The 13,275-nt window shown below is 62.9% G+C and carries 11 protein-coding genes; 5 read left to right on the top strand and 6 right to left on the bottom strand.

The genetic code is table 11. From position 1 onward, the window contains the following. Positions 1 to 47 precede the first annotated feature (47 nt). Positions 48 to 1,589: a helicase HerA-like C-terminal domain-containing protein gene (locus HFL01S_RS19110; protein WP_066261565.1), complete on the top strand. Its 1,542-nt coding sequence runs from the start codon at positions 48 to 50 to the stop codon at positions 1,587 to 1,589. 26 nt (positions 1,590 to 1,615) lie between these two features. Further along, a complete protein-coding gene (locus HFL01S_RS19115) occupies positions 1,616 to 2,392 on the top strand; it encodes an SGNH/GDSL hydrolase family protein (RefSeq protein WP_066261427.1) in 777 nt (258 codons plus the stop codon). Between the two features lie 75 nt (positions 2,393 to 2,467). On the opposite strand, the gene clpA is transcribed toward HFL01S_RS19115, so the two are convergent. From clpA to icd, 3 genes are all read right to left on the bottom strand, one after another. Further along, entirely contained in the window at positions 2,468 to 4,807 is a 2,340-nt protein-coding gene (clpA, locus tag HFL01S_RS19120; protein ID WP_066261428.1) for an ATP-dependent Clp protease ATP-binding subunit ClpA, read from the bottom strand. A 92-nt stretch (positions 4,808 to 4,899) separates the two neighbouring features. Next, positions 4,900 to 5,256, bottom strand: coding sequence for an ATP-dependent Clp protease adapter ClpS (gene clpS / locus HFL01S_RS19125; protein WP_133156860.1), 357 nt, complete (start codon positions 5,254 to 5,256; stop codon positions 4,900 to 4,902). A gap of 216 nt (positions 5,257 to 5,472) precedes the next feature. Beyond that, on the bottom strand, positions 5,473 to 6,726 hold the full coding sequence (gene icd / locus HFL01S_RS19130) for an NADP-dependent isocitrate dehydrogenase (protein ID WP_066261430.1): 1,254 nt from the start codon (positions 6,724 to 6,726) through the stop codon (positions 5,473 to 5,475). Between the two features lie 135 nt (positions 6,727 to 6,861). On the opposite strand from icd, the gene HFL01S_RS19135 reads away from it, so the two are divergent. Next, positions 6,862 to 7,314, top strand: coding sequence for a DUF192 domain-containing protein (locus HFL01S_RS19135; protein ID WP_066261431.1), 453 nt, complete (start codon positions 6,862 to 6,864; stop codon positions 7,312 to 7,314). Between the two features lie 63 nt (positions 7,315 to 7,377). On the opposite strand, the gene HFL01S_RS19140 is transcribed toward HFL01S_RS19135, so the two are convergent. From HFL01S_RS19140 to xseA, 3 genes are all read right to left on the bottom strand, one after another. Then, on the bottom strand, positions 7,378 to 9,612 hold the full coding sequence (locus HFL01S_RS19140; protein ID WP_066261432.1) for an NADP-dependent isocitrate dehydrogenase: 2,235 nt from the start codon (positions 9,610 to 9,612) through the stop codon (positions 7,378 to 7,380). A gap of 257 nt (positions 9,613 to 9,869) precedes the next feature. Beyond that, complete coding sequence (locus HFL01S_RS25790) at positions 9,870 to 10,451, bottom strand: superoxide dismutase (RefSeq protein ID WP_066261435.1); 582 nt, start codon at positions 10,449 to 10,451, stop codon at positions 9,870 to 9,872. Positions 10,452 to 10,544: 93 nt separating this feature from the next. Next, positions 10,545 to 11,843, bottom strand: a complete 1,299-nt coding sequence (gene xseA, locus HFL01S_RS25795; protein WP_066261570.1) for an exodeoxyribonuclease VII large subunit — start codon at positions 11,841 to 11,843, stop codon at positions 10,545 to 10,547. A gap of 318 nt (positions 11,844 to 12,161) precedes the next feature. Between xseA and HFL01S_RS19155 the strand changes: the two genes are divergently transcribed. Next, on the top strand, positions 12,162 to 12,806 hold the full coding sequence (locus HFL01S_RS19155; RefSeq protein ID WP_066261437.1) for a MotA/TolQ/ExbB proton channel family protein: 645 nt from the start codon (positions 12,162 to 12,164) through the stop codon (positions 12,804 to 12,806). A gap of 21 nt (positions 12,807 to 12,827) precedes the next feature. Continuing rightward, positions 12,828 to 13,265 (top strand): ExbD/TolR family protein, encoded by a 438-nt coding sequence (locus tag HFL01S_RS19160; RefSeq protein ID WP_066261438.1) that lies wholly within the window; start codon positions 12,828 to 12,830, stop codon positions 13,263 to 13,265. The last annotated feature ends 10 nt before the right edge of the window (positions 13,266 to 13,275 follow it).

Here is a 13,275-nt window from a genome sequence, read left to right on the forward strand (position 1 = left end):
TTCGATTTTACGACCCACCCTCTTCTCTCTCTGCAAGGATGCCCGACATGGCCGAACCGATGCTGATCGCCCAGAACGCCAGTACACAGTGCCACCTGCTGCCCGGTCTGGCCAACCGCCACGGGCTGATCACAGGCGCCACCGGTACGGGCAAGACGGTGACGCTGCAGACCATGGCCGAGCAGTTCTCCAACATCGGCGTGCCGGTGTTCATGGCCGACGTCAAGGGCGACCTCACCGGCATCAGCCAAACCGGCAACCTGCCCGACAAGGTCCGCAAGATCCTGGCCGACCGGGGCCTCACCCCCACTCCGCCCCAGGCGTGCCCCACCACGCTGTGGGACGTGTTCGGCGAGCAGGGCCATCCGGTGCGGGCCACCGTGTCCGACATGGGGCCGCTGCTGCTCTCGCGCATGCTCGACCTCAACGAGACCCAGGCCGGCGTGCTCAACCTGGTCTTCAAGATCGCCGACGACAACGGACTGCTGCTGCTGGACATGAAGGACCTGCGTGCCATGCTGCAGCACGTGGGCGACAACGCCAAGCAGTTCACCACCGAGTACGGCAACATCAGTGCCGCCAGCATCGGCGCCATCCAGCGCGGCCTGTTGCAGATCGAACAGCAAGGCGGCGACAAGTTCTTCGGCGAGCCCATGCTCGACATCAGCGACTTCATGCAGACCGTTGGCGGCAAGGGCGTGATCAACGTGCTGACGGCCGACAAGCTGCTGAACGCGCCGCGCCTGTACGCGACCTTCCTGCTGTGGATGCTGTCCGAGTTGTTCGAGACCCTGCCCGAGATCGGTGACCCCGAAAAGCCCAAACTGGTGTTCTTCTTCGACGAGGCCCACCTGCTGTTCGACGAGGCGCCCAAGATCCTGGTCGAGCGCATTGAGCTGGTGGTGCGCCTGGTGCGCTCCAAGGGCGTGGGCGTGTACTTCGTAACGCAGAACCCGCTGGACATCCCTGATTCGGTGCTCGGGCAGCTGGGCAACCGCGTTCAGCACGCGCTGCGCGCCTTCACCCCGCGCGACCAGAAGGCCGTCAAGGCGACGGCCGAAACCATGCGCCCCAAGGCCGGGCTGGACATCGAGGCCGCCATCACCGAGTTGGCCGTTGGCGAGGCGCTGGTCAGCCTGCTCGACAGCAAAGGACGCCCGAGCGAGACCGAGCGCGTGTTCGTGCTGCCTCCGGGCAGCCAGCTTGGGCCCATCGCTCCCGAACAGCACAAGGCGCTGCTCCAGGGTTCGCTGGTCGCCGGTGTGTACGAAAAGGTGGTGGACCGCGAAAGCGCCTACGAGATGTTCCGCAAGCATGCGGGTGCTGCAGACGATGCCGACACACAACCGGCAGACGCACCCAAGACCCCGCGCATCCCCGGTGCTGCAGGCAAGAAGACCGAAGCAGAAGGCGGTGGTATCGGCGGCATGCTGAACGAAGCGCTGTTTGGCCGGACCGGCCCGCGCGGAGGCCAATACGACGGCATCGTCCAGACCATGGCCAAGACAGCCGCCCGGAGTGTGGCCAGCGGTATCGGTCGCCAGATCGTGCGCGGCGTGCTGGGCAGCCTGCTCGGCGGCAAGCGCTGAACCGGCCCCGAACACCAAGGACCTGTATGTCCCAGCGCTTTTTCGCTCATGCCTGCGTGGTGGTCGGCCTCAGTACCCTGTTGAGCGCCTGCGGAGGCGGCGATAGCGGCGACGACGCAGGGGGTGGTGGCAGCTCGGCCGAGAAGGTGGCCAGCTGTGGCCTCAACGGCGGCCCGCTGCGCATCATGCCTCTGGGCGACTCGATCACCGAGGGCGAAGCCGGCCACAACAGCTACCGCAGGGTGCTGTGGCAGCGCCTGAACGGCGCGGGGTGCTCGGTCAATCTGGTCGGCAGCAAGTCGGGCGTGTCCAAAGGCTCACGCGACAGCGGGTCGGTCAACCCACCCAACGCCGACTTTGATCTGGACCATGAAGGCTACTGGGACTATTCGGTCAACGAGCTCATTCCCCGGGTCGGCGGACTGGTGGCCCAGGCACAGCCCGATGTGGTTCTGGTTCACCTGGGCACCAACGACGTGCTCGGAGGTCAGTCGGCCGGCGGCGTTGCCCAGGAACTGGGTGGGCTGATCGACGCCATCCGCGCCGGCAAACCGGATGCACACATCCTGCTGGCCAAGATCATCCCGGCCGCCCCAGATCCCTCCGGTACCGCCGCCCTCAATCGCCAGATCGACGGCGTTGCGTCGAGCCGGTCCAGCGCCACCTCGCCGGTGGCGGTGGTCAACCAGGCCAGCGGGTACTCAACAGGTGACAACTACGATGGCGTGCATCCGAACCTCGGCGGCGAGGCCAAGCTGGGCAATCGCTGGGCTGATGCGGTGCTGGCCTGGCGCACCCAGTGACCGACTGACTCCAGCCATCAGACAAAAAGAAACCCGGCAGCGCCGGGTTTCTTTTTTCGTGACCTGGGCGACGGCTTAACCGGCGGTGGCTTCCTCGGGCTTGGCTTTGCCCTCTTTCTTGGGCAGCGGCTGGATGTCGAGCTTGACCTCCTGCGTTTCCTTGCCGTCCTCACCGACCTTGGACTCCAGGTCCACCGTCAGACGCCCACCCTCGGTCAGACGCCCGAACAGCAGTTCGTCGGCCAGTGCGCGGCGAATGGTGTCCTGGATCAGACGCTGCATCGGACGGGCACCCATCAGAGGGTCGAAACCCTTCTTGGCCAGGTGCTTGCGCAGCGTGTCGGTGAAGGTAACCTCCACTTTCTTCTCGGCCAGCTGGCCTTCCAGCTGCAGCAGGAACTTGTCCACCACGCGCATGATGATCTGCTCATCCAGCGCCTTGAAGCCGACGATGGCGTCCAGCCGGTTGCGGAACTCCGGCGTGAACAGGCGTTTGATATCGCCCATTTCGTCGCCGGCCACACGCGGGTTCGTGAAGCCGATGGTCGCCTTGTTCATGGTCTCGGCGCCCGCATTGGTCGTCATGATGATGATGACGTTGCGGAAGTCGGCCTTGCGACCGTTGTTGTCCGTCAGCGTACCGTGGTCCATCACCTGCAGCAGCACGTTGAAGATGTCTGGATGGGCTTTCTCGATCTCGTCCAACAGCAGCACGCAATGCGGCTTCTTGGTGATGGCCTCGGTCAGCAGACCGCCCTGGTCGAAACCGACATAGCCCGGAGGCGCGCCAATCAGGCGGCTGACCGCATGGCGCTCCATGTACTCCGACATGTCGAAGCGGATCAGGTCGATGCCCATGATGTAGGCCAGCTGCTTGGCGGCTTCGGTCTTGCCGACGCCGGTGGGGCCGCTGAACAGGAAAGCGCCGATCGGCTTGTCAGCCTTGCCCAGACCCGAACGCGCCATCTTGACGCTGGCGGCCAGCACTTCCAGCGCCTTGTCCTGGCCGAACACCACGCTCTTGAGGTCGCGCTCCAAGGTCTGCAGCTTGCCGCGGTCGTCGTTGGAAACGTTCGCGGGCGGAATGCGCGCGATCTTCGCCACGATTTCCTCGATCTCGGCCTTGCCGATGGTCTTCTTCCGCTTGGAAGGCGTGAGGATGCGCTGCGCCGCACCGGCCTCGTCGATCACGTCGATGGCCTTGTCCGGCAGATGGCGGTCGTTGATGTACTTGGCCGAGAGCTCTGCGGCAGCCTGAAGGGCGGCCACCGCGTACTTGACGCTGTGGTGCTCCTCGAAACGACTCTTGAGCCCCTTGAGGATGTCCACCGTCTGCTCCACCGTCGGTTCGACCACGTCCACCTTCTGGAAGCGGCGGGAGAGCGCAGCATCCTTCTCGAAGATACCGCGGTACTCGGTGAAGGTGGTCGCGCCGATGCACTTGAGCTGGCCGCTGGACAGCGCCGGCTTGAGCAGGTTCGATGCGTCCAGCGTTCCACCCGAAGCCGCACCGGCTCCGATGAGCGTGTGGATCTCGTCGATGAACAGGATGGCGTTGGGCTTGTCCTTCAGTGATTTGAGGACCGCCTTGAGGCGCTGCTCGAAATCGCCCCGGTACTTGGTGCCCGCCAGCAGTGCGCCCATATCGAGCGAGTACACCATGGCCTCGGCCAGGATGTCGGGCACATCGTTCTGGGTGATGCGCCAGGCCAGGCCTTCGGCGATCGCGGTCTTGCCCACGCCAGCCTCGCCAACCAGCAGCGGGTTGTTCTTGCGGCGGCGGCACAGGATCTGGATCGTGCGCTCGACCTCGTACTCGCGACCGATCAGCGGGTCGATCTTTCCTTCCTTGGCCGCCTGGTTGAGGTTTTGGGTGAACTGCTCCAGTGGCGACTGCTTTTCATTGCTCTTGGCCTCGGCGCCCTGCTCTTCATTGTCCGCAGCACTTTCGCCGGGCTTGGACGACTCGGGCGGATCACTCTTGCGGATGCCGTGGGCAATGAAGTTCACCACGTCCAGGCGCGTCACGCCCTGCTGGTGCAAGTAGTAGACAGCGTGCGAGTCCTTCTCGCCGAAGATGGCCACCAGCACGTTGGCGCCGGTCACCTCTTTCTTGCCATTGCCGGTGGATTGCACGTGCATGATCGCGCGCTGGATCACCCGCTGGAACCCCAGCGTGGGCTGCGTGTCCACCTCGTCGGTGCCAGCGACCTGGGGGGTGTTGTCCTTGATGAAGTTCGTCAGGGACTTGCGCAGGTCGTCGATATTGGCCGAGCAGGCACGCAATACCTCGGTTGCACTGGGGTTGTCCAGCAGCGCCAAGAGCAGGTGCTCAACCGTGATGAATTCGTGCCGTTGCTGGCGGGCCTCAACGAAGGCCATATGCAAGCTGACTTCAAGTTCCTGGGCGATCATGGACGCTTCCTTTGGGCTGGTGAGAATCTGAAACGCAAGCGTTCGGGTAGAGGTTTACAGGGAAGAGACCATCAGTTGGGGTAGACCCATCTTTATTCAACCGGTTCACTCAGGCATTGCAACGGATGACCTGCGGCACGGGACGCTGCCAGCACCTGATCGACCTTGGTGCTGGCCACGTCCCGGGTGTAGATGCCGCAGATGCCTTTGCCCTCCAAGTGGATCTTGAGCATGATCTGGGTGGCGGTTTCCCGGTCCTTGCTGAAAAATTCCTGAATCACATGCACGACGAACTCCATGGGTGTGAAGTCGTCGTTGAGCAACACGACCTGAAACATCTGAGGTGGCTTGGTGCGCTGCGTGCGCCGCTCAAGCACCACCGAGTCGTCGCTGCCGACGCCTGTCGGAGCTGCTGGAACTGGGGGTTTCTTCGGGATCTGAGTGGCCATGAAAATGATTCTAGCGGCCAGCCGCCCCGAAGATCCGGCTGTGGACATGTCCAGACAAGCCCCGGCCGGTGCGTTGCGCCCGCCGGGTGTCTGGTACATCTGCTGCTGACCCTTTCCATGGATCCATTGTCGGCCTTGCCGCCAAGAAAAAACCGCCAAGGAACGGCAATTCCTGGCGGCTTTTGTGCCCTTTCGTCGAAGGGAGAAAGACCAGACCTACATGTGGTCAATCATGACCTGTCCGAAACCGGAGCACGACACTTGGGTTGCACCGTCCATCAGCCGGGCGAAGTCGTAGGTCACCCTCTTGGACAGGATGGCCTGCTCCATGGCCGAAATGATCAGGTCGGCCGCCTCCGTCCAGCCCATGTGGCGCAACATCATTTCAGCCGACAGAATCTCGGACCCGGGGTTCACGTAGTCCTTGCCAGCGTACTTCGGCGCGGTGCCGTGGGCGGCCTCGAAGCAGGCCACCGAGTCGGACAGGTTGGCACCCGGGGCGATGCCAATGCCCCCCACCTGCGCCGCCAGGGCATCGGAGATGTAGTCGCCATTGAGGTTGAGCGTGGCGATCACCGAGTATTCGGCCGGCCGCAGCAGGATCTGCTGCAGGAAGGCGTCGGCGATCGAGTCCTTGATCACGATGTTGCGACCAGTCCTGGGATTCTTGAACTGGCACCACGGACCGCCGTCAATGGGCTGGGCACCGAACTCCTTCTGGGCCAAGGCGTAACCCCAGTCACGGAACCCCCCCTCGGTGAACTTCATGATGTTGCCCTTGTGAACCAGGGTCACGCTGGGCTTGTCGTTGTCGATGGCGTACTGGATCGCCTTGCGCACCAGCCGTTCGGTGCCTTCGATCGACACCGGCTTGATGCCGATGCCAGAGGTCTCCGGGAAGCGGATCTTGGTCACGCCCATCTCGTCCTGTAGGAACTTGATCAGCTTTTTCGCCTTGTCGCTCTGGGCGGCGTATTCGATGCCGGCGTAGATGTCTTCCGAGTTCTCGCGGAAGATCACCATGTTGGTCTTCTCGGGCTCCTTCAGCGGCGACGGCACGCCCTTGAAGTACTGCACAGGCCGCAGGCATACGTACAGGTCCAACTCCTGGCGCAGCGCCACGTTGAGCGAACGGATCCCGCCGCCCACCGGCGTGGTCAGAGGTCCTTTGATAGAGACCACATACTCTTTGAGCGCGGCCAGCGTCTCTTCCGGTAGCCAGACGTCGGGGCCATACACCTTGGTCGATTTCTCGCCTGCGAAGACCTCCATCCAGTGGATCCTGCGCTTGCCGCCGTAGGCCTTCTCCACCGCAGCATCGACCACTTTGAGCATCACCGGCGTGATGTCCAGACCGGTACCATCGCCTTCGATGTAGGGCACGATGGGCTCGTCCGGCACGTTCAGCGACATGTCCTGATTGACAGTGATCTTCTGGCCCTGGGCTGGCACCTTGATGTGCTGATACATGGAAAACGATCTCCGGTGGGATGATGGATGCGGACAACTCTGGGGCCAGGATCGGCCCAGACAGCCAGAAATTCTATTCCGCCTGACAAGACTGATCGCGCACAATGCGCGCTTGCACGACACGAGAACCTCCCCATGATTCGCCGGACCACCCTCATCGGCCTGCTGGCCCTGTTTGCTTCTTCCGCATGGTCTCAGACCGCGCCACAACTCGACCTACCCAAGGTCACACTGAAGGCCGGCATGCACCTGATCCACGCCCAGGTGGCCTCCACGCCTGAGCAGCGGGCGACGGGCCTCATGTTCCGCGCCGAGATGCCCGCCAACGAGGGCATGCTTTTCGTGTTCGAGGAGCCTGCCGGGCAGTGCTTCTGGATGAAGAACACCCTCCTGCCTCTCACCGCTGCCTTCGTGGCAGACGATGGCACCATCGTGAACCTGGCCGACATGATGCCCAAGACGCTCGACTCGCATTGCTCGGCCAAGCCGGTGCGGTACGTGCTCGAAATGCACCAGGGCTGGTTCGCCAAACGCGGCATACAGGCAGGGTCTCGGCTTGGGGGCCCTCCGTTCGACGGACGGCGTTGAGCCACAACGTGACAAAAAAGCCCGCTGGATGGCGGGCTTTTTTCATGGCGAGTGGCGTAGACCTCAGGCCACGGACTCCAGCGCAGCGTTGAGCGTCTTGCTCGGCCGCATCACGGTGGAGAGCTTGTCGAAGTCGGGCTTGTAGTAACCGCCGATGTCCACCGGCTTGCCCTGCACTTCGGTCAGCTCAGCGACGATGGCCTGCTCGTTGTCCGCCAGCTGCTTGGCCAGCGGCGCAAACTTGGCCGCCAGTTCGGCGTCCTCGGTCTGTGCAGCGAGTTCCTGCGCCCAGAACAGCGCCAGGTAGAACTGGCTGCCCCGGTTGTCGAGCTGACCCGTCTTGGGCGACGGATTCTTGTTGTTGTCCAGCAGCTTGCCGGTGGCGCTGTCCAGGGTCTTGGCCAGCAGCTTGGCCTTGCTGTTCCCCGTCTTCAGGCCCAGATCTTCCAGCGAAACAGCCAGTGCCAGGAACTCACCCAGCGAATCCCAGCGGAGGTGGTTTTCCTCCACCAGCTGCTGCACGTGCTTGGGTGCCGATCCGCCGGCACCCGTTTCGTACATGCCGCCGCCGGCCATCAGGGGCACGATGGACAGCATCTTGGCCGAGGTACCCAGTTCCATGATGGGGAACAGGTCGGTCAGGTAGTCGCGCAGGATGTTGCCCGTGGCACTGATGGTGTCCAGGCCACGGATCACGCGCTCAAGCGTATAGCGCATGGCACGAACCTGGCTCATGATCTGGATGTCCAGACCGTTGGTGTCGTGCTCGTGCAGGTACATCTTGACCTTGCGGATCAGCTGGGCCTCGTGCGGGCGGTAGGCGTCCAGCCAGAACACCACTGGCATGCCGGAGTTGCGCGCGCGGTTGACGGCCAGCTTGACCCAGTCGCGAATGGCCGCGTCCTTGACCTGGCACATGCGCCAGATGTCACCGGCTTCCACGTTCTGGCTCAGCAGCACCTCACCGGTTTCCAGGTCGGTGATGTTGGCAATACCGTCTTCGGTGATCTCGAAGGTCTTGTCGTGAGAGCCGTACTCCTCAGCCTGCTGCGCCATCAGGCCGACGTTGGGCACCGTGCCCATGGTCTTGGGGTCGAAGGCGCCGTGCCACTTGCAGAAGTTGATCATCTCCTGGTAGATGCGGGCGAAGGTCGACTCGGGCATCACGGCCTTGACGTCCTTGAGGCGGCCGTTGGCATCCCACATCTTGCCGCCATTGCGGATCATGGCCGGCATCGACGCGTCCACGATCACGTCGTTGGGCGAGTGGAAGTTGGTGATGCCCTTGGCCGAGTCCACCATGGCCAGTTCGGGGCGGTGCTCGTGGCAAGCGTGCAGGTCGCGCTTGATCTCGTCCTGCTTGGACTGCGGCAGCGTGGCGATCTTGTTGTACAGATCAACCATGCCGTTGTTGACGTTGACGCCCAGCTCTTTGAACAGCTCGCCGTGCTTTTCGAAGGCTTCCTTGTAGAAGATCTTCACGCAGTGACCGAACACGATGGGGTGCGAGACCTTCATCATCGTGGCCTTGACGTGCAGCGAGAACATCACGCCTGTCTTGCGGGCGTCTTCAATTTCTTTCTCGTAGAAAGCCAGCAGGGCCTTCTTGCTCATGAACATGCTGTCGATCACTTCGCGGTCGAGCAGGGAAACCTTCGGCTTGAGCACGATGGTCTTGCCGCTCTTGGTGATCAGCTCCATCTTCACGTCGCGCGCCTTGTCCAGCGTGATCGACTTTTCACCGTGGTAGAAGTCGCCGGCGTGCATGTGAGACACGTGCGATTGCGAGGCCTGGCTCCATTCGGCCATGCTGTGCGGGTTCTTGCGGGCGAACTCTTTGACCGCGCGCGGGGCGCGGCGGTCCGAGTTGCCCTCGCGCAGCACCGGGTTTACGGCCGAACCAGTGCACTTGGAATAGCGGGCCTTGATGGCCTGCTCTTCTTCGTTCTTCGGGTTTTCGGGGTAGTCCGGAATCGCATAGCCCTTGCCTTGCAACTCCTTGATCGCGGCCTTGAGCTGGGCGATCGAGGCGCTGATGTTGGGGAGCTTGATGATGTTGGCTTCGGGGCGCAGCGTCAGCTTGCCCAGCTCGCCCAGGTAATCCGGGACGCGCTGTTCTTCGGTCAGGTGTTCCGGGAACTGAGCCAGGATGCGGGCGACGACGGAGATGTCGCTGGTGGTCACGTTGACGCCCGCAGGGGCGGCAAAGGTGCGGATGATGGGCAGGAACGACGCCGTCGCCAGCAGGGGCGCTTCGTCGGTGAGGGTGTAAACGATGGTCGAGGACGGTTGGCTCATGGCATGGCTCCTGATGTCGTTGTTGGAAATCCGCCGCTCCCGACAAGCTCGGGGCAAGCGATCGATGGTGTGGGATTTTGCTTTCAGTCCTCTGACCTCGGCTTCAAAATTCGAAGCGTTATCTCACATAACAAAATTGAACATCAAAAATCCCAACTTTTTTCGCTGTTGCCGCGACTGCATGGGCCCGAGGCCATGAAAAAAGCCCGGAGGCACGACACCTTCGGGCTTTGTAGAACCGGATCGGTTCGTCGCCGTCAGGCGAAGTTGCTTTCAGCAAACGACCAGTTGACCAGCTTGTCCAGGAAGGTTTCAACGAACTTCGGGCGCAGGTTGCGGTAGTCGATGTAGTAGGCGTGCTCCCACACGTCAACGGTCAGCAGGGCCTTGTCGCCGGTCGTCAGGGGCGTGCCGGCGGCACCCATGTTGACGATGTCCACGGTGCCGTCGGCCTTCTTGACCAGCCAGGTCCAGCCGGAACCGAAGTTGCCCACGGCGGACTTGACGAAGGCTTCCTTGAAGGCGGCATAGCTGCCCCACTTGGCATTGATAGCAGCGGCCAGCGCACCGGAAGGCTCACCACCACCGTTGGGCTTCATGCAGTTCCAGAAGAAGGTGTGGTTCCAGATCTGGGCGGCGTTGTTGTAGATGCCACCGCTGGACTTCTTGACGATCGATTCGAGGTCCATGGACTCGAACTCGGTGCCTTTCTGCAGGTTGTTGAGGTTCACCACGTAGGCGTTGTGGTGCTTGCCGTGGTGGAACTCCAGCGTTTCCTTGGAGTAGTGCGGCGCCAAGGCGTCGATGGCGTACGGCAGTGCGGGCAGGGTGTGTTCCATGTGGGGTCCTCGTCTGTTGAGTGGGAAAAGTCCGGCGCATTGTAGGCAACACGTTGAACCGCTGCTGCCCTCAGGGGAAAAGAGGTCCGCCCATCAACGGTCTGCTGTCAGATCCACCGAACCGTCTGCCAGGGTCGCAGTGACGGATTGGCCGGGCTGCACCAGAGCGGCTTTGGTGATCGCTCGCCCATCACGGTCGGATAGAAACGCATAGCCGCGTTCAAGCACAAGCATCGGATCCAGCAGACCGAGTGCAGTCTCACAGCGTTCCAGCCGCTGCGCGTGCGCCGACAGAGCGCGCGCGACCGCCTGGGGCAACGTGGAAGACAACCGCTCCAGATGGAGCGCGTGGCGCTGCTGGCGCAACTGCACCGCCGACGTGAGCCGGTGCTGCAGGGCCGACAGCCGCTGGCTGCTGTCGTGCAGGCGACCAGAGGGGCGCCCCAGCCGCTGAGCCAGCCGGTCCAGCCGCTGCGCCCGCAGGTCCAGACCCCGCCACACCAAATCCCTGAGATCGGTTTCGAGCTGCTCCAGTTCGTCGAGCCGTTGTTGACGGGTTGGTGCGCACAGCTCTGCTGCCGCGGTAGGCGTGGGGGCCCGCAGGTCGGCCGCAAAGTCGGACAAGGTGAAATCGGTCTCGTGCCCTACGCCGCAGACCACCGGCATAGGCGCGCGCACGACCGCGCGCACCACCGATTCGTCGTTGAACGCCCAGAGGTCTTCCAGCGATCCGCCTCCACGAACCAGCAGAAGCACATCGCCTTCACCGGAGTCCCTGAAGCGATGGTAGGCCTGCTCCAGCGCCCGGCAGATCTCCTGCGGCGCCTGCGCGCCCTGCACCGACGCAGGATGCACCAGCACCGGTATGTGGGGCACCCGCCGCCGCAAGGCAGTCACCACGTCGCGCAGCGCAGCCGCTCCCATCGAGGTGACGACAGCGATGCTCCGGGGCTGCGAGGGCAGAGCCCGTTTGCGCTGGGGATCAAACAGCCCCTCAGCCTCCAGCCTCGCCTTGAGCCGGATGAACTGTTCGAACAATGCGCCCTGCCCCGCCGGCTTGAGCGATTCAACGATCAGTTGCAGGTCACCGCGCGGACCATAAACATCCAGCCGGCCCTGAGCCTGCACCAGCACCCCATCCCGGGGAGCAAACTGCAGCTGATCAGCCGCACGGCGGAACATGGCACAACGCAACTGACCCGATTCGTCCTTCAGCGAAAAGTAGCAGTGCCCGCTGGCGGCACGGGAGAAGCCCGAGATCTCGCCACGCACCGCCACCGGGTTGAAACGAACAGACAAAGCGTCCGCAATCGCTTGCATCAGCGGCCCAACCGCCCACACGCGCCGCGCAGAGCTGTCGTCCGGCGTGAAAAACGGCTCAGACACAGGCATCTCCGGGTTGAACCTGTCCACAAGGCGCGCCGTTGCTGGAATCCGAGCCATCCACCCCCGTGTCGTCTGCGATCCGCAGGAAGTGGCTTGATTTCAAAGCACTTTGGGCTGCCTGTTTTGTCATCGAACTGTTGAAATGCAGACGTTTGGCGGGATCCACCGGTGTCGGGGCGCTGTTTTGCACAAAGTTATCCACAGAATCTGTGCATGGCCCCAGGGTTGGCTGCCGATGGCCGACCCCGGTCGTTGGAGCGAAAGGCCACGCCGGGCGGGCGCAAGGCCTGAGACATAATCAAAAGATTGCACCGGAGCCCTGATTTGTTTTCCATCATACAAGCCGCTGGCTGGCCGATCTGGCCCCTCATCTTCTGTTCAGTGATCGCTCTCGCCCTCGTGATCGAGCGTTTTGTCAGCCTCAAGGCGGCCAAGGTTCTGCCCCCGAAGCTGCTCGACGAAGCCATCATGGTCTCCCGCAATGGCGTGCCCAACCCGGATGTGGTCACCCAGCTGGAGCAGAACTCGGTGTTCGGCGAGGTGCTCGCCAGCGGCTTTCGCACCCTGAACAGCAACCCCAGGGCCACCGAAGACGACCTGAGATCTTCGCTGGAGGGGGCGGGCCGTCTGGCCGGTTCGCGCCTGCAACGCTACCTGGGGGCTCTGGCCACAATCGCCTCCGCAGCCCCTCTGCTGGGTCTGCTGGGCACGGTGATCGGCATGATCGAGATTTTCGGTTCCCAGGGCGGCGACGCCGGCATGGGCACCATGCCTGGCGGCGGCAATCCCACCCAGCTGGCGCACGGCATCTCGATCGCGCTTTACAACACGGCCTTCGGCCTGATGGTCGCCATTCCAGCGCTGATTTTCTGGCGCTACTTCCGCGCCAGGGTCGACGATTACCTGCTGACCATGGAGGTCGCCACGGAGCGGTTCGTCCGCCACCTGGTGACACTGCGCAACAAGTAAGCAGCGCCCGGGAACCACCGCATGAACTTTCGTCCTGGCACCCGCGATGAGCCGGAGATCAACCTGATCCCCTTCATCGACATCCTGCTGGTCGTGCTGATCTTCCTGATGCTGACCACGACCTACAGCAAGTACACACAGTTGCAGGTCAATCTGCCTGTGGCCGATGCCGAGGCCCAGCGCAGCGCTCCGAAGGAAGTCATCGTCTCGGTCAGCAGCGATGGCCGCTATGCGATCAACCAGGCGTTGCTGGACAGCTCGTCCGTCGAGTCGCTGACCCGTGCGCTCGAAGAAGCAACGCAGGACACCCGCGACATGGTGATCATCATCAGCGCAGATGCCGCGGCCACCCACCAGTCGGTGATCAACGTGATGGACGCAGCCCGCCGCGCGGGGCTGGTGCAGATCACCTTCGCCACCCAACAGTCCGGCTCGGCCCCGTCGCGCGGCAAGTCCTGACACCCGCCAC

The sequence above is a fragment of the Hydrogenophaga flava NBRC 102514 genome, from assembly GCF_001571145.1.
GTDB lineage: Bacteria > Pseudomonadota > Gammaproteobacteria > Burkholderiales > Burkholderiaceae_C > Hydrogenophaga > Hydrogenophaga flava.